Source organism: Bradyrhizobium sp. PUT101 (assembly GCF_052043945.1).
In the GTDB taxonomy this organism is placed as follows: Bacteria; Pseudomonadota; Alphaproteobacteria; order Rhizobiales; family Xanthobacteraceae; genus Bradyrhizobium.
Genome location: NZ_CP197207.1, coordinates 4,337,207 through 4,353,906 on the forward strand (window position 1 = coordinate 4,337,207; position 16,700 = coordinate 4,353,906).

Here is a 16,700-nt window from a genome sequence, read left to right on the forward strand (position 1 = left end):
ATTTAATACCCGGGTAAATTATGCGCGTCAATATACCCGGGTGAAAATATCCGCGCCGATGGCTCGACATTGTGTTCCCGGGCTGGCACGAACGGCGCCGCCGATCGACCACGCCTAGCCCTGAGGACCCCGCGATGCTGACCGTTCACCACCTCAACAATTCCCGCTCGCAGCGCGTGCTGTGGCTGCTCGAGGAGTTGGGCGTGCCCTACGAGATCGTGCGCTATCAGCGCCAGCCGGACATGCGCGCGCCGAAGGAGCTGCACGCCATCCATCCGCTCGGCAAGTCGCCCGTCATCACCGACAACGGCAACACCATCGCCGAGTCAGGCGCGATCATCGAATATCTCATCGCGACCTACGGCAACGGCCGGCTGATCCCGCCGGCGAACACGCCGGAGCGGCTGCGGTACACCTATTGGCTGCACTATGCGGAAGGGTCCGCGATGCAGCCGCTGCTGCTCAAGCTGCTGTTCACGCTGATGCCGAAGCGCGCCCCGGCACTGCTGCGCCCGCTGGTGCGCAAGGTGTGCAACCAGGCGCTGACCGCGCTGGTCAATCCGCAGCTCAAGCAGCACATGGACTATTGGGAAGGCGAGCTTGCCAGGAGCGAGTGGTTCGCCGGCAGCGAGTTCACCGCGGCCGACATCCAGATGAGCTTTCCGCTGGAAGCAGCCCAAGCGCGCGGCGGGCTCGAGCAGGGCCATCCCAAGGCGATGGCGTTCCTGGAGCGCATCCACGCGCGGCCGGCCTATGCGCGCGCTCTGGAAAAGGGCGGGCCGTATCAGGTCGGGCGGTAGGTCTCTCTCCCGTCATTCCGGGGCGGTGCGTAGCACCGAACCCGGAATCTCGAGATCCCGGGTTCACGCTTCGCGTGCCCCGGGATGACAGGTCAGTCCGCGTACAGCACGCGCCCGCGCGTCTCCGGCAGCGCGAAGGCGGCGATGAAGAATACCGCGTAAGCCACCACCGCGAAGATCGCGATCGCATTCGCGAGCGATGTCGTCGCCGACAGCGCGCCGACGAGGAATGGAAACAGCGCGCCGATGCCGCGGCCGAAATTGTAGCAGAAGCCCTGGCCCGAGCCGCGCAGCCGCGTCGGATAGAGTTCGGTCAGGAACGCGCCGATGCCGGAGAAATAGCCCGAGGCGAAGAAGCCGAGCGGGAAACCGAGTATCCAGAGGATCTCGTTGGTCAGCGGCAGCTGTGTGTAGAGAAGCACCACCGCCATGGCTCCGATCGAGAAGATCAAGAACAGATTGCGCCGCCCGATCCGGTCGGCGAGCCACGCGCCCACGAGATAGCCGATGAAGGAGCCGATGATCAGCGTCGCGAGATAGCCGGTCGATCCGACGATCGACAGGTGCCGCTCCTTGGTCAGGAATTGCGGCACCCAGAAGGTGACGGCGTAGTAGCCGCCCTGGCAGCCCGTCGCCATCAGCGACGCAAGCACCGTGGTCTTCACGATCGGAAAGGTGAAGATCTCCCAGAGTTTCGGATGACTGCCCGTTTCCGCCCGCCTGGCGCGGGCCTCGGCTGCGATCTCCGGCTCGGTGACAGAGCGGCGAATGTAGAACACCAGAAGTGCCGGCAGCGCACCGACCACGAACATCCAGCGCCAGGCCGTCTCCGGGGGCAGGACCGAGAACAGGATCGCCTGCGACAGCACCGCAAGGCCCCAGCCGACCGCCCAGCCCGACTGGACCGAGCCAACCGCGCGCCCGCGATATTGGGGTCGGATCGCCTCACCCATCAGCACGGCGCCCGCCGCCCATTCGCCGCCGAAGCCGAGACCGAGCACGGCGCGTGCGATCAGGAGCTGGTCGAAATTCTGCACGACGGCGCAGACCAGCGAGAAGAACGAGAACCAGATGATGGTGATCTGGAGCGTCCTGACACGCCCGATATGATCGGAGAGATAGCCGCCGAGCCAGCCGCCGATGGCGGAGGCGAGCAGCGTCACCGTGCCGGCAAGGCCGGCCGAGGCCGCATCGACCTTCCACAGGGCAATGATGGTGCCGATCACCAGTGGGTAGATCATGAAGTCCATGCCGTCGAGCGCCCAGCCTGCCGCGCAGGCCCAGAACGTCCGCCGCTCCGGCGCGTTCATGTCGCGATAGAAGGCGAGCAGGCTCGTGTCCTCGATCTCGGCGCGTTCGATGCGCTGGCTCGGATCGGCAGTGGTCATTTGCGTTTCCCTGGCAATTGCTTTGGCCGGGCGGTGGTAACACGCACGCCGGCCTGCGCAAGCCGGTGCGCGCGGCCGTGCCATGCAGAGAGCGGGCTACTGCCCCGCTGCTTCCGCACCGCGCGTCCGCAGATCGGCCGCGCCAAGCAATCCGTTCGGCATCACGAGAATCGAATTCGCCGATGTCTGCCCCATCGGCTCGACGATGAGGTGGCCCATGGCCTTCAGTGAGATCAGCACGTCGTCGGGAAAGCCGCGCTCGACGCGCACCTCATCCGGTAGCCATTGGTGATGCAGCCGCGGCGCCGCGACGGCGGCCGCAACATCCATCCTGTAGTCGAGAACGTTCACGATCACCTGGAGCACGGTCGAGATGATGCGGCTGCCGCCGGGCGAGCCCGTCACCAGCACCGGCTTGCCGTCCTTCAGCACGATGGTCGGTGACATCGACGAGAGCGGCCGTTTGCCGGGACCAGGCAGGTTTGCCTCGAAGCCGACGAGGCCATAGGCATTGGAAGCACCGGCCGCCGCGGTGAAATCGTCGAGCTCGTTGTTGAGCAGCACGCCGGTGCCGTCGGCAACGAGGCCGACGCCATAGCTGAAGTTCAGCGTATAAGTGTTGCTGACCGCGTTGCCGCGGGCATCGACGACGGAGAAATGCGTGGTGTTGCTGCCCTCACGCGGTGCGGCAGAAGCGGACACGAGGTCCTTTGACGGCGTGGCGCGTTCGGCAGAAATGCCCGCGCGCAGCCTGGCGGCGTAGTCCTTCGCGATGAGCGTCTCGATCGGTGCGTTGACGAAGGCAGGATCGCCGAGGTAGCGCGCGCGGTCGGCATAGGCGCGCTTCATGGCCTCGATCAGCAGATGCAGCGATGCCGCCGATCCCTGCTTCAGATCGGCAAGCTGAAAGCCTTCGAGGATGTTGAGCGTCTCCACCAGCACCACGCCGCCGGACGAAGGCAGCGGCATCGAGACGATGTCATAGCCGCGATAGGTGCCGCGCACCGGCGCGCGGACGACCGGCTGATAGGCCTTGAGGTCGGCCGGCGTCATGATGCCGCCGGCGTCGGTCACGGCCTTGGCGAGCTTCTCGGCGATCTCCCCCTCGTAGAAGCCGCGCGGCCCCAGTGCGGCGACGGCCGATAGCGTTTCGGCCAGATCGCCCTGCACCAGCCGGTCGCCTTCGCCCAGCGGCGTGCCATCAGGCCGCGAGAAGATCTTGGCCGAGGAAGGCCAGCGTGCCAGCCGCCGGTGCCAGCTCGGCAGCGTATCTGCGATGTCGTCGCTGACGATGAAGCCATCGCGTGCGAGCGCGATGGCGGGCGCGAGCAGTTGCGCCAGAGTGAACCGGCCCGAGCCGTATTTGTCCAACGCCAGCGCGAGGCCCGCGACCGTGCCGGGAACGCCGACACCGAGCGCGGAATCCCGTGACTTCGTCGCGTCAGGCTTGCCGTCGGCGCCGAGAAAGATCTGTGGCGTCGTCGCAGCCGGCGCGGTCTCGCGATAGTCGATCGTGACGTCTTCGTTGCGATCGGCGGAATGGATCACCATAAAGCCGCCGCCGCCGATATTGCCGGCGCGTGGATAGGTTACGGCCATCGCAAAGCCGGTCGCGACCGCAGCGTCCACCGCATTGCCGCCGCGCCGCAGGATGTCGGCGCCGACCTGCGCAGACAACCTCTCCTGCGCCACCACCATGCCGTGCTCGGCGGCGACGGCGCGCACCGTGTCGCGCGCGGGCGGCACATAGCCCCGCCGCGCATCCTGAGCGGTCGCGGGAGCGAGACTGAACGCCAGAGTGGCTATGAAGGCGAAGAATGTCCGCCGTGTCGAATATGATGACATCATCAAAACTTCCGCCGCGGCCTCGCGCCAGTTCACACACCTCGCTGCAATGCTATACGGTTTGCTCCGAGAGGGACAAAACTGTTCGTGATGAGGACCGCGGGATGACGACGATTGCCCCCGATATGCGTATGGCCGGCGTGCAGCGGACCTATCCGCCGCGCGCCGCCGTCGTCAGCTGGATCTTCTTCGACTGGGCCGCGCAGCCCTATTTCACGCTGGTCACGACCTTTGTGTTCGCCCCCTATTTCGCGACCAGCGTTGCGCCAAATCCCGCCACCGGGCAGTCGCTGTGGGGTTTTGCGATGGCCGCCGCGGGCCTTGCGATCGCGCTGCTGTCGCCGGTGCTGGGCGCCATCGCGGATGCATCGGGCCGCAGGAAACCATGGATCGCAGGTTTCGGCGTGGTGCTGGTGCTGGCATCCTGCACGCTGTGGATCGGCAAGCCCGGCGACTACGCCATCATTCCGTTGCTGCTCACCGCGGTCGCGCTCGCCAGCGTCGGTGCGGAGTTCGCCACCCTCTTCAACAATGCGATGATGCCGACCCTTGTGCCGCCGGAGCGCATCGGCCGGCTCTCCGGCACCGGCTGGGCTACCGGCTACGTCGGCGGCATCCTCAGCCTGATCATCGTGCTCGGTTTCCTCGCCGCCAACCCCGAGACCGGTCGCACGTTGCTCGGCCTCACGCCGTTGTTCGGGCTCGATCCCGTGACTCATCAGGGCGACCGCGCTGCCGGGCCGTTGACCGGGCTATGGTTCATCATCTTCGTGATGCCGATGTTCCTGTTCACGCCGGACTATCCGGCGAAGCGCCCGTTGCGCGAGGCGCTGCGCGAAGGACTGTCCGAGCTGAAGCGATCGATCAACGGCCTGCCCAAGCAGAAGTCGCTCGCGGCATTCCTGCTCGCCAACATGATCTACACCGATGGTCTGGTGTCGCTGTTCGCGTTTGGCGGCATCTATGCCGCCGGTACGTTCGGCTGGCACACGATCCAGATCGGCACCTTCGGCATCATGCTCGCGATCGCCGGCGCGTTCGGCGCATGGCTCGGCGGCAAGCTCGACGATCGTCTCGGGCCGAAGCGCGTCATCGCCGGAAGTCTGCTGGTCCTGCTGCTGTCGGTGGCCGCGATCCTTCTGGTCGACAAGGATAGTGTCCTGTTCGTCAAGGTCGCGCCGCCGCAAGCAGGCGCTCCCCTGTTCTGGAGCGCGGCGGAGCGCGCCTATCTCGTGCTGGGCTGCTTGATCGGTGCAGCCGGCGGCCCGCTCCAGGCCGCCTCCCGCACGTTGCTGATCCGCCTCGCACCGAAGGATCGCATCGCGCAGTATTTCGGCCTGTTCGCATTGACCGGGAAGGTGACATCCTTCATCGGCCCGCTCCTGATCGGCATGATCACCGCCGTGACCGCAAGCCAGAAGGCCGGCATGGCCGTTCTGGTGGTGTTCTTCGTTGCAGGACTGGGGCTGTTGGTGCGGGTGCGGAAGTAGCATCCCCATCGGCATTCCGGGGCGCGCCACCTGGCGCGAGCCCGGAATCCATTTCTCCGCATGGGAGGCTGCACGATGGATTCCGGGCTCGCGCTTCGCGCGCCCCGGAATGACAGCAAGCTCAGTGCCTGAAGTGCCGTGTTGCCGTGAACACCATGGCGATGCCGTGCTCGTCGGCGGCCTTGATCACCTCGTCGTCGCGCATCGAGCCGCCGGGCTGCACCACGGCGGTGGCGCCGGCCTCGATGCAGGCGAGCATGCCGTCGGCGAACGGGAAGAACGCATCCGAGGCCACGACCGAGCCCTTGGTGAGCGGCTCGGCGAGCTTCAGCTCAGCTGCGGCATCCTGCGCCTTCCGCGCGGCGATCCGGGCTGAATCCACCCGGCTCATCTGGCCCGCGCCGATGCCGACGGTGGCGAGATCCCTGGCGTAGATGATGGTGTTGGACTTGACGTGCTTGGCGACACGGAACGCGAACTTCAGATCGCGCATCTCGGCATCCGTTGGCGCCCGCCTGGTCACGACCTTGAAGGTCATGTCGTCGACCACGGCGTTGTCGCGGCTCTGCACGAGGAGGCCGCCGGCCACCGTCTTGGCGGTGAGACCCGGCGCACGCGGATCGGGCAGGCTGCCGGCGAGCAACAGGCGGAGGTTCTTCTTGCCGCCGATGATGGCGATCGCCTCCTCGCTGGCGTCGGGCGCGATGATGACCTCGGTGAAGATCCTGGTGATCTCGCGGGCGGTGTCGGCATCGAGCGGACGGTTCATCGCAATGATGCCGCCGAACGCTGAGGTGGAATCGCAGGCCAGCGCCTTGCGATAAGCGTCGACGAGGCTGGAGCCTTCCGCGACGCCGCACGGATTGGCGTGCTTGACGATGACGCAGGCTGCGGTGCGCTTGGCGTCGAACTCGCCGATGCATTCATAGGCCGCATCGGTGTCGTTGATGTTGTTGTAGGAGAGCTCCTTGCCCTGGAGCTGCCTTGCGGTGGAGACGCCCGGGCGCTTGTCGGGCGTCGCGTAGAACGCCGCGGTCTGGTGCGGGTTCTCGCCGTAGCGCAGCGACTGGATCAGCCGGCCGCCGAAGGCGCGGAAGTCGGGCGCGTCGATCTCGAGCTGACGGTTGAACCAGTTCGAGATCGCGGCGTCATACGCCGCGGTGCGGGCATAGGCCTTCGCGGCAAGGCGCCGGCGCAGCTTCAGCGTGGTCGCGCCGTTGTTGGCGGCGAGCTCGTCGAGCACGGCCTGATAGTCCTGAGCCTCGACCACGACGGCGACGTCGTCATGGTTCTTGGCGGCGGCGCGGATCATCGCGGGGCCGCCGATGTCGATGTTCTCGATGCAATCCTCGAAGCCGGCGCCCTTCTCGACGGTCGCCTCGAACGGATAGAGATTGACGACGAGGAGATCGATCGGCGCGATGCCATGCGCCTTCATCGCGTCGGCATGGTCCTTGTTGTCGCGGATCGCGAGCAGGCCGCCATGCACCTTCGGATGCAGCGTCTTGACGCGGCCGTCCATCATCTCGGGGAAGCCGGTCAGCTCGGACACGTCCTTCACCTTGAGGCCGGCTGCGGCGATGGCCTTGGCGGTGCCGCCGGTCGAGACCAGCTCGACATCGTGCGCGGCAAGCGCCTTCGCGAATTCGATCAGGCCGGTCTTGTCGGAGACGGAAAGGAGGGCGCGGGTGACGCGGCGGGGATGGTCAGTCATGAGCAAGATCCTCTGGTAAGGGAGTGTCTATGCCCAGGCGCGCGGCTTCTATGTCCCGCGCTTCCCGATGGTGCTCCATCCAAGGTCGCCAGTCGCGCGAGCGCGTGTTCGTTAGCAGCTTTCGTCCGTTTTCACAACGAGGAGATACGCCGAGTTCGCGCGTTTACAGCGGGAGTTCCGGCTCGCGGCGAGCGTTGCGGCGGGCGTTGGTGACGGCCGGCGAGGCGGTGGAACGGACAAAACTCCAGCGGATCGAGGGCGCCTGCCGTGCGTCCTGCCGGATCACGATCTGCGCGGTGCGGCGCGGCCCGTCATTGCCGGCCAGGAACACGCTGTCCTCGAGGTCGACCTTGTCGTCCAATGCTTCAAAGGTCCATACGTCGCGGTTCGGCAGCACCAGCATCACGCCGCGGGCGTCCGACAGCCGGCTCGCCTTCACGGCCGGATGCAGATGGAAGCGCAGCGCGAAATCGGCATCCGCGCCCTTGAAGCGTCCGCCCTGCGGCGGCGACAGCGTGTCCTCGCCGTCGATGCGCGCGCCGTCATTGGCGATCATCAGCACGCGACGGTGGATTGCCCCGAACTTGGCGAGATAGCCGTCATGCGATGTCGTGAGCAGCGTGCCGTTCTGCACGACCTCGCGATAGCTCTCGACCTCGACGGGACCGCTGGTGATGGGCGCGCCGTGCAGGAGCCGCTTCATCGCCGACATCTCGACGAACTGGCATGACGAGGTCTCGTGATAGGTCAGCGTCGAATGCGCCGCCGTGCTGCGTGCGAACGGCCGCCAATTGTCGCGGCCCGTGGTCGGCATGCCGCAATTGGTGACGATGCGGCTGATGCCCGAGGACAGTTCGAACGACAGGCAGCCGGCATGGGCGTCGTGGCTGACGCCGGCCGGCGGCGGCGGGCCGGTGTCGATGATCACAGTGGTCTGGCCGGCATCGAGGCGCTGGAAGCCGGTATGGGGCATGTTCGCCATCGGCGTGCCGTGGGTGTCGTCATAGGCGAGCAGCGTTGCGAGCAGGTCCGAAGAGGTCGCGCTCATGCCGTTGAACAGGGCGAAATTGCCGTCCCCGTGCCGGAAGAAGCGCAGCATCGGCATCATGCGGTCGATCGCATTGAGCAGCGCCGCCGGCGGTGCGATGTTGCGCGCGGCAAAGGTCTGTCGCAACGGCAGCAGGTCGATCAGGAGTTCGATCAGTGCGCCCGGGTTGCGGGAGATGTGTCCACCGTCGGGCAGGATCTGCCGTTGCAATTCGTCGGACAGCTTCTTCGAGGCGCTGCGGATGTATCGCCCCTGGTTGGCGAGGCAGAGTGTCGTGTAGCACAGTGCGATCAGCACCTGGAGCTTCGGCACCCCGTCCGGAATGTCGACCATGGTGTAGCGCAGGAAACGAATCTCGCGCGCCAGGGCGCGCAGATAACGGCGGTAGAACTTGTTGTCGGTCTCGCCCAGCACCAGCGGCGCCTGCGACAGCAGCGAGATCACGCGCCGGGCCAGTACGTCGGCGCGGCGCGCGACGGGGCGGCGCTTGTTGGCGGGGTTGGCGATCCAGTCCTCGATGAGCGCGCGCGCATTCGCCCGCGTCAGCGCAGTGTCGGCGGCACGCAGATGACGCAGCCATCCGAAGCCGAGCAGCGCAACCTCCCAATCCTCCGACGGCGGCTCAAGATCGAAGATCGAGCGGCCGTGGCAATTGACGATCTTGCCGGCGAAGACGAAGCGGCCGGCATAGATTTCGGCGGCGCGGGTCGCGTCCGCGGTGCGCAGGTCGTGCGGTGCGATGATAAGCCGGTCGGTGCGGCCGGGCCAGACCCGCGACAGCGCAACGGAACCGCCGCTCGCGCGCGCGAGCATGTTCCGCGCGAAGCGGTTCATGACCAGCGTCGAGATATGTCTGCGTTGAGCGACCGACACGCCTTGCCTTGAAGGGGGAGAGGATTGACGACGAATCCTTATTAATCCCAAAATCGGACGTCTGACACCACCTTGAACGGCGCGAATCAGCGTCGTGATCGCAAAATCCAGTGCAAAATCAGGATTTAACGAGCCGGGCCGCGAAAAATCCGTCGAGGCCGCCGAGCTTGGGATCGGCGTTCGGCAGATGGCAGGGCAGGGTGCGAAGGTCGCCGTCAGCGGTGATGATTTCGTCGAGCCCCGCTACCTCCGACGCCTCGATCGGAACGCGGCGAAGCGCAGGCTCGGTGGCGAGCAGCGCCGCCACGGCCTGCTCGCCTTCCTCGGGTTCCAGCGAACAGGTGCAATAGATCAGCGTTCCGCCGGGCTTGAGCAGCGACACCGATTTTCGCAGCAGCCGCTGCTGGAGCGTCGCCAGGGCGGCGATGTCGGATTCCTGCCGCAGCCATGCCACATCGGGATGACGGCGGATCGTACCGGTCGAGGTACAGGGCGCGTCGATCAGAATACCGTCGAAGGTCTCGGCCGGGCCGGCCCATTCCACGGCGTCAGCAACGACGGTCTCCGCATGGAGCGACAGTCGCGCCAGGTTTTCGCGCAACCGCGCCACTCGCGCGGGCGAGCGGTCGATGGCCGTGACACGCGCGCCGGCATGCGCCAGCTGCGCGGTCTTGCCACCGGGAGCGGCGCAGAGATCGGCAATGGATTTGCCTTTGACGTCGCCGAACAGCCGGGCGGGCAATGCGGCGGCGGCGTCCTGCACCCACCATTGTCCTTCGGCGAAGCCGGGCAGCATAGTCACCGAACCGTGCAGCAGCATCCGCACCGTTCCGGTCGGCAGTGTCTCGCCATGCAGGCGGCTCGCCCATTGTGCGGGATCCGACTTCACCGTCAGATCGAGCGAGGGCTCGTGGCCGAGCGCCAGCGCCATGTCGCGTGCGGTCGCCTCGCCATAATGCGCGCTCCAGCGCGCAAGCAGCCATGGTGGCAGGTCGAGCGATTGCGTCGCGACCTCCTCGATCAGCCCCTTGCCCTCGCGCGCGCAGCGGCGCAGCACGGCGTTGACGAGGCCGGCATAGCGCGCGGCGCGGCGGTCGGATTGCACGAGGCGAACGGAGAGGTCGACCGCGGCGTGATCCGGCACGTCCATCCAGAGGATCTGCGCCGCGCCGATCAGGAGTGCGCTCTGCGCGCGCGGTGCATCGGACGGGATGCCCTTGTCGAGCAGGCGGGACAGCACATGGCCGAGCGTGCCGAGCCGGCGCAGCACCGTGGCGACGAGGCGGCGCATCAGCGCGCGGTCGCGATCGGCCAGCGTCTTCAGTCCGGGATGGGCGCCGCTGCCATCGAGCTGCTCGTCGAGCGTGCGGTGCTTGTGCAGCACGCCGTCGACGATGTCGGCGGCAATCCGCCGTGCCGCAAGACCGGGCACTTCGGACGGAGGGACGAAACGTTGAGATGGCATACGGAAGCAAGGTTCTGAGCGAGCGGCAGTTCCGCCGCAATGGCGCATGCCTTGAGAGGAGTCATCTCTGGCACGCGAATATGCCAAATGTAAGAATGGCCCCTCGCGATTGCAGCCCGTAATGACCATTTCAGCAATGCGTTATTGGACCTCGCACTTCCCGTGATCCTGCGTTAGGAACCCGCCGAGATGAGTGACCAGCCCTCCCTTCCCGATCGCAAGCCGCTGTCGCCGGCCGCCCAGCGGGCGTTGGCCGAAGCCGAGGCGCGCCGGCAGGCTGCGGCGGCCGCGCATGCTGAAGCTGCGCCGAAGGAGGTGCAGGGGCCAAAGGGGCCGGAGCCGACCCGTTACGGCGATTGGGAGCGCAACGGCATCGCTTCGGACTTTTGAGGCGCCGCTTTACGCGCGCTCCTCCTAAGCCACCTTGCCGGTTCAGCCGACTCAGTCCTAGCGTGCGTGGATGTCGCGCTTCGATCCCAGCCGTCCATACCGGCCTTCATACAGCGGCTCGCCGTTCGGCCGTCGCTTCTCCGGACTGTTGCCGTGGATGTTCGTGGTCGGCGTTGTGACGGCCGTCGTGCTCGGCTTCCGCCAGGGAACGATCTGGCCCATCCCGCATGTGGATGACGAACAATCGCACGATGCCGAAATCATCCTGCAGCAGTCCGGCTCCGATGTGAGGCAACCGGTCGAGGTCGTCCGCACCATCGACGGTGATACTTTCCTCGCGCGCGTGCATCTGCGCGACGGCCGCGATCTCGTCGCACGCGTCCGTCTGCGCGGCATCGATGCGCCCGAGATAAAAGCATCCTGCCGGGACGAGCTGGACAAGGCCGAGGCCGCCAGCGATGCGTTGCGCAACCTGCTCGGCCAGGGCGGCGTGATGGTCTATAATCTTGGTCAGGACAAATATGGCCGCGTTCTCGCCGATGTTGCCACCAAGCGCACCGCCAACGTCTCGGCGACGCTGCTCGCGAGCGGTCATGTGCGCAGCTACAATGGCGGGCACCGCAACGGCTGGTGCGCGCGGGGCTGGCGCTTCTGGCAATAAAAAAGTCGCGTCGCAACGCGCGGCGTTTATCTCGACTGATTCTGGCGGTCAGCGCGTCACGACCACCGTCGTGCCGACCGAGACGCGGCCGTAGAGATCGGTGATGTCGTCGTTGAGCATGCGGATGCAGCCATAGGAGACGAAGCCGCCGACCGAGCCCGGCACGTTGGTGCCGTGGATGGCGTATTGGCCGCCGGCCAGCGTCATCGCCGCGACGCCCATCGGGTTGCGCGGCGAGCCGCCGGGAATGACGTCGGGGATGTTCGGCTTGTCGCGCTTCACCTCGGCGGGCGGCGCCCAGGCCGGATTGAGATACTTGCCCTCGATCTTCGTCGTGCCGGCCCATTGCTTGCCGGCCTTGCCGACGCCAACCGGATAACGCATGGCGTGGCCGTTATCGAGGATGAGATAGAGCCGCCGCTCGCTGGTTCTGACCACGATCGTGCCCGGTGAATAGTCGGCCAGGTGCGTGCCAACCAGCTCCGGCCGCGCCTCCGCCGCCGTCGATATCAAGACCCCAACCCCGATGGTGGCGGCCAGCGCCGCCGCAATCCTCATCGACATCGATGCTTCCCCTTGCCCCAAACGGATCGTCCAAAATTATGCAGAACCCGGCAATCGCCGCCGCGCCAGGCCCTCATTGGCGCTTATTCTTAACCGCGCCTGTTAACCGGATGGTTTCCACGCGCGGCCGCAGAGGGCCAGCTAGCAGTGGGAACAAAGGAAATGTTCGAAATAAAGTAAATGACTTGGAAACAACACTTTCCGGGAAAGGTGCCGGTCGCCTGTACGCGCCCTGACAACAGCGTGAGGACGTGAACGGCCGTTGGTTGTAAGGGGCGCGACACGCGCACTCGTGTCCCGGACAAGGCACGGCGCGTAGCGCCGCGACGCAGAGCCGGAACCAGCTCTTTATTTGCGTGGAACGATGGGCCCCGGCTCTGCAGCGCATCGCTGAAGAAGCGCTGCGCTGCGTCCGGGGCACAGATCGGAGCCTTACGCCGACTTCCGGTTCTGCCGGTTCTTGACGAGGTCGTCGACCACCGCGGGATCGGCCAGGGTCGAGGTGTCGCCCAGGCTGCCGGGCTCGTCCTCGGCGATCTTGCGCAGGATGCGGCGCATGATCTTGCCGGAGCGGGTCTTGGGCAGGCCCGGCGCAAACTGGATCTGGTCGGGCGAAGCGATCGGGCCGATCTCCTTGCGCACCCAGGTCACGAGCTCCTTGCGCAGATCCTCGGTCGGCTGGACGCCGGCCATCAGGGTGACATAGGCGTAGATGCCCTGGCCCTTGATGTCGTGCGGGAAGCCGACCACCGCCGCTTCCGACACCTTCTCGTGCGCGACCAGTGCGCTCTCGACTTCGGCGGTGCCCATGCGATGGCCGGAGACGTTGATGACGTCGTCGACGCGGCCGGTGATCCAGTAATAGCCGTCGGCGTCGCGCCGGCAGCCGTCGCCGGTGAAGTACTTGCCCTTGTAGGTCGAGAAATAGGTCTGCTCGAAGCGGGCGTGATCGCCATAGACCGTGCGCATCTGGCCGGGCCAGGACCGCGTCAGGCAGAGATTGCCGGTGGTCTCGCCTTCCAGCACCTTGCCGTCGGCGTCGACGATCTCAGGCACCACGCCGAAGAACGGCTGCGTCGCCGAGCCCGGCTTGAGCTTGGTCGCGCCCGGCAGCGGCGTGATCAGGATTCCGCCGGTCTCGGTCTGCCACCAGGTGTCGACGATCGGGCAGCGGTCGTCGCCGACGACGCGGTGATACCACTCCCAGGCCTCCGGGTTGATCGGCTCACCGACCGAGCCGAGCAGGCGCAAGCTCGCGCGCGAGGCCTTCTTCACGGGCTCGTCGCCCGATTGCATCAGCGCGCGGATCGCGGTCGGCGCGGTGTAGAAGATGTTGACCTTGTGCTTGTCGATGACGTTCCAGAAGCGCGAATTGTCCGGATAATTCGGCACGCCCTCGAACATCAGCGTGGTGGCCCCGTTCGCCAGCGGGCCGTAGAGGATGTAGCTGTGGCCGGTGACCCAGCCGACATCGGCGGTGCACCAGTAGATGTCGCCGTCGTGATAGTCGAAGACGTATTGATGCGTCATCGAGGCGAACACGAGATAGCCACCCGTGGTGTGCAGCACGCCCTTGGGCTGGCCGGTCGAACCCGAGGTGTAGAGGATGAACAGCGGATCCTCGGCGTGCATGTGCTCGACCGGGCATTCCGTCGTCACCATCGCCGCCGCCTCGTGGTACCAGAGGTCGCGCGTCGGGTTCATGTCGACCTTGCCGCCGGTGCGCTTGACCACGACGACCCAGTCGACGCCGTCAGCCTTGGCGAGCGCCGCGTCGACATTGGCCTTCAGCGGCACTTTCTTGCCGCCGCGCAGGCCTTCGTCAGCGGTGATGATCACCTTGGACTGGCAGTCGTTGATGCGCTGGGCGAGGCTGTCCGGCGAGAAGCCCGCGAACACGACCGAGTGGATCGCGCCGATGCGTGCGCAGGCGAGCATCGCATAGGCGGCTTCGGGTATCATCGGCAGGTAGATGGTGACGCGGTCGCCCTTCCCGACGTTGCGGGTGCGCAGGATGTTGGCCATCCGGCAGACCTCGTCGTGCAGCTCCTGATAGGTGATGTGCCTGGATTGCGAGGGATCGTCGCCTTCCCAGATGATCGCGGTCTGGTTGGCGCGCTTGGCGAGATGCCGGTCGATGCAATTGTGGGCGACGTTGAGGATGCCGTCCTCGAACCATTTGATCGAGATGTTGCCGGGCGCGAACGAGACGTTCTCGATCTTCGTCGGCGCCTTCATCCAGTCGATGCGCTTGGCCTGCTCCGCCCAGAAGCCGTTCGGGTCCGAGATCGAGCGAGCGTACATCTCCTTGTACTTGGCCTGGTCGACCCAGGCGCGCTTCGCCCACTCCGCGGGGACGTCGTAGATCTTCTCGGACATGCTTCCCTCCACATACGGCAGGCCGAACGGCAGCGATCGGCGAGCCGACTTGATCATTGGCTGATTATGCGTCGGGCTAACCGGACCCGACAAGGAGCACAAGCTGGACCTTCGGTGGGCCACCGGCCATGCGGAGGATCAAGGCGACCTGCCGCGACTGTCGCAGATCTGAAACAGGCCCGCGGGCGGCTTTGGGCCTTCACCCGGATGCGCGGACCAGGCCGGCGCAGAACTCTCATGCACCAATGGAGGTATTTAGAAACCTCACCTCACTGATTCGGGACTCGCAATACGGTTCGGAACACCCTAAATGGCCAACCCGGGTCCAAAGAGGCCCCGGAACAAAAATCAGAACAGCGGCATTGATCGATAACAGGCAGGGCTAAGGCATAAGGCTATGATGGATCAGCAGAATCTCGGGACGACGCGGCCCGCTTCAGCCGATCCTGCGGCCATTGCACTGGCCAAAGCCCTCGGACAATGGCCCAAACCGGCCACTTTCCGGCGCCCCGGCCCGAAAAAGACCTTCGATACGGCGCCGGCGACGGTCGAGGCGCTCGCCAAGGAGCATGGCCTGCGGCTCGGTGATCAGAACGAGCTGACTATCCGCCGTATCAAGCGCGGCAAGGGCTACTCCTTCGTGCGTCCCAACGGCGCGCATATCCGGGACGCCCGCACCATCCGCCGGCTGCACGCGATGGCGGTGCCGCCGGCCTATCGCGAGGTGCGTTACTCCGCCGATCCCAACTTGCACCTCCAGGCCGTGGGCCGCGATGCCGCGGGCCGGCTGCAATATCGCTATCATGCCGATTGGGAGAAGGTCCGCGAGCACCGCAAGGCGCATCGCCTGGAGAAGCTCGTCGGCGCGCTGCCAAAAATCCGGCGCAAGGTCACTGCGTTCCTGTCGGGCGACGAACCGACCCGCGAATTCGCGCTCTCGGCCGTGATCGAGCTGATCGCGCGCACCGCGATCCGTCCGGGCAACGAATCCTATGCCCGTCTCAACGGCACCCGCGGCGCCACCACGCTGCTGAAGTCCAACGTCACGCTGGAAGACGACAGCTTCGTGCTGACCTTCAAGGCAAAGGGCGGCAAGGCGGTGCGTAAGGAATGCGACGCGACCAAGCTGGTGCGCGCCATCGGTATCTTGCAGGCCGTTCCCGGCAAACGCATGTTCCAGTACCGCGATGCCTACGGCATCGTGCGCGCGGTCAACACCACCCAGGTCAATGCGTTTCTGCGCGAGATCGCCGGCATCAAGATCTCGCTGAAGGATTTTCGTACGCTGATGGCGTCCGCCGTCGTGGTGGAATCGCTGTCGCGGATCACGCCGGCGACCAGCCAGCGCGGCCGCAAGAAGCAGGTGCTGGACGCAATCCGCGCCGCCGCGGACAAGCTCTCCAACACGCCGGCGATCTGCCGCAAGAGCTACGTCCACGATACCATCGTCACCGCATTCGAGGAGGGCATCCTCGAGCGCTTCGCCGCGACCATGAAGGGCCAGCGCTCCCAGGCGAGACGCGAGAAGCTGCTGGCGCAGGTGGTGGCGACCGCGGCGGTGTAACCGCCAGCTAGCCCGTGGCCCGGATTGCGCTTCGCTCCATCCGGGCTTCGGCAGCGGTGATTTACATCCCGCCCATCTTGCAGACGAGCTTCCACTCCTCCGCCGTCACCGGCTGCACCGAGAGCCGCGAATATTTCACCAGCGCCATGTCGGCGAGCTTCTTCTCGGCCTTGACCGCGGCCATCGTCACCGGCGTCTTCAAGGGCTTGTCGGCCTTGATGTCGACGCAGACGAATTTGCCGGTCTTGTCGGTCGGGTCGGGATAGGCCTCCTTGATGATCTCCGCGATGCCGACGATCTCCTTGCCCTCATTGGAATGATAGAAGAATGCCTTGTCGCCCTTCTTCATGTTCACGAGGTTCTGGCGCGCGGTGAAATTGCGCACGCCGGTCCAGGCCTCGCCCTTGGCGCCCTTCGCGACCTGCTGGTCCCAGGACCACACCGACGGTTCGGATTTCACGAGCCAGTAGTTCATGACAACGCGCCCTATCCATTCGTCATGGCCGGGCTTGTCCCGGC

13 protein-coding genes and 1 riboswitch are annotated in these 16,700 nt (G+C 65.9%); of the genes, 5 read left to right on the forward strand and 8 right to left on the reverse strand.

The window, feature by feature from the left end:
* Window positions 1-134: 134 nt before the first annotated feature.
* Window positions 135-800: a glutathione S-transferase family protein gene (locus ACSHT2_RS21020; RefSeq protein ID WP_440636244.1), complete on the forward strand. Its 666-nt coding sequence runs from the start codon at window positions 135-137 to the stop codon at window positions 798-800.
* A 92-nt stretch (window positions 801-892) separates the two neighbouring features.
* Here the strand turns inward: ACSHT2_RS21020 and ACSHT2_RS21025 are convergent, their stop codons facing one another.
* Window positions 893-2,188, reverse strand: coding sequence for an MFS transporter (locus ACSHT2_RS21025; protein WP_440636246.1), 1,296 nt, complete (start codon window positions 2,186-2,188; stop codon window positions 893-895).
* A gap of 96 nt (window positions 2,189-2,284) precedes the next feature.
* The gene (ggt, locus tag ACSHT2_RS21030) at window positions 2,285-4,036 is read right to left on the reverse strand and encodes a gamma-glutamyltransferase (RefSeq protein WP_440636248.1); all 1,752 of its coding nucleotides are present in this window, start codon (window positions 4,034-4,036) and stop codon (window positions 2,285-2,287) included.
* A 101-nt stretch (window positions 4,037-4,137) separates the two neighbouring features.
* On the opposite strand from ggt, the gene ACSHT2_RS21035 reads away from it, so the two are divergent.
* Window positions 4,138-5,523 carry an MFS transporter gene (locus ACSHT2_RS21035; protein WP_440636250.1) on the forward strand — a complete coding sequence of 462 codons (1,386 nt, stop codon included), beginning with the start codon at window positions 4,138-4,140 and terminating at the stop codon, window positions 5,521-5,523.
* A 121-nt stretch (window positions 5,524-5,644) separates the two neighbouring features.
* Here ACSHT2_RS21035 and purH read toward each other — a convergent pair whose 3' ends face one another.
* The 3 genes from purH to ACSHT2_RS21050 form a co-directional block, all read right to left on the reverse strand.
* On the reverse strand, window positions 5,645-7,237 hold the full coding sequence (gene purH, locus ACSHT2_RS21040) for a bifunctional phosphoribosylaminoimidazolecarboxamide formyltransferase/IMP cyclohydrolase (protein ID WP_440636252.1): 1,593 nt from the start codon (window positions 7,235-7,237) through the stop codon (window positions 5,645-5,647).
* Between the two features lie 24 nt (window positions 7,238-7,261).
* Window positions 7,262-7,343: riboswitch (ZMP/ZTP riboswitch) on the reverse strand.
* Between the two features lie 57 nt (window positions 7,344-7,400).
* Window positions 7,401-9,119, reverse strand: coding sequence for a heparinase II/III family protein (locus tag ACSHT2_RS21045; protein WP_440642893.1), 1,719 nt, complete (start codon window positions 9,117-9,119; stop codon window positions 7,401-7,403).
* Window positions 9,120-9,276: 157 nt separating this feature from the next.
* Entirely contained in the window at window positions 9,277-10,623 is a 1,347-nt protein-coding gene (locus ACSHT2_RS21050; RefSeq protein WP_440636254.1) for an RsmB/NOP family class I SAM-dependent RNA methyltransferase, read from the reverse strand.
* A 189-nt stretch (window positions 10,624-10,812) separates the two neighbouring features.
* Between ACSHT2_RS21050 and ACSHT2_RS21055 the strand changes: the two genes are divergently transcribed.
* Both ACSHT2_RS21055 and ACSHT2_RS21060 read left to right on the forward strand, forming a co-directional pair.
* Window positions 10,813-11,013 carry a DUF1674 domain-containing protein gene (locus ACSHT2_RS21055; protein WP_319338588.1) on the forward strand — a complete coding sequence of 67 codons (201 nt, stop codon included), beginning with the start codon at window positions 10,813-10,815 and terminating at the stop codon, window positions 11,011-11,013.
* Between the two features lie 70 nt (window positions 11,014-11,083).
* Window positions 11,084-11,674: a thermonuclease family protein gene (locus ACSHT2_RS21060; RefSeq protein ID WP_440636256.1), complete on the forward strand. Its 591-nt coding sequence runs from the start codon at window positions 11,084-11,086 to the stop codon at window positions 11,672-11,674.
* Between the two features lie 48 nt (window positions 11,675-11,722).
* Here ACSHT2_RS21060 and ACSHT2_RS21065 read toward each other — a convergent pair whose 3' ends face one another.
* Both ACSHT2_RS21065 and acs read right to left on the reverse strand, forming a co-directional pair.
* On the reverse strand, window positions 11,723-12,238 hold the full coding sequence (locus tag ACSHT2_RS21065; protein WP_440636257.1) for a L,D-transpeptidase: 516 nt from the start codon (window positions 12,236-12,238) through the stop codon (window positions 11,723-11,725).
* Window positions 12,239-12,670: 432 nt separating this feature from the next.
* Window positions 12,671-14,617, reverse strand: coding sequence for an acetate--CoA ligase (gene acs / locus ACSHT2_RS21070; protein ID WP_440636259.1), 1,947 nt, complete (start codon window positions 14,615-14,617; stop codon window positions 12,671-12,673).
* 397 nt (window positions 14,618-15,014) lie between these two features.
* On the opposite strand from acs, the gene ACSHT2_RS21075 reads away from it, so the two are divergent.
* Window positions 15,015-16,181 carry a DNA topoisomerase IB gene (locus ACSHT2_RS21075; RefSeq protein WP_440636261.1) on the forward strand — a complete coding sequence of 389 codons (1,167 nt, stop codon included), beginning with the start codon at window positions 15,015-15,017 and terminating at the stop codon, window positions 16,179-16,181.
* A 61-nt stretch (window positions 16,182-16,242) separates the two neighbouring features.
* Here the strand turns inward: ACSHT2_RS21075 and ACSHT2_RS21080 are convergent, their stop codons facing one another.
* The gene (locus tag ACSHT2_RS21080; RefSeq protein WP_370117339.1) at window positions 16,243-16,656 is read right to left on the reverse strand and encodes an EVE domain-containing protein; all 414 of its coding nucleotides are present in this window, start codon (window positions 16,654-16,656) and stop codon (window positions 16,243-16,245) included.
* Window positions 16,657-16,700 lie beyond the last annotated feature (44 nt).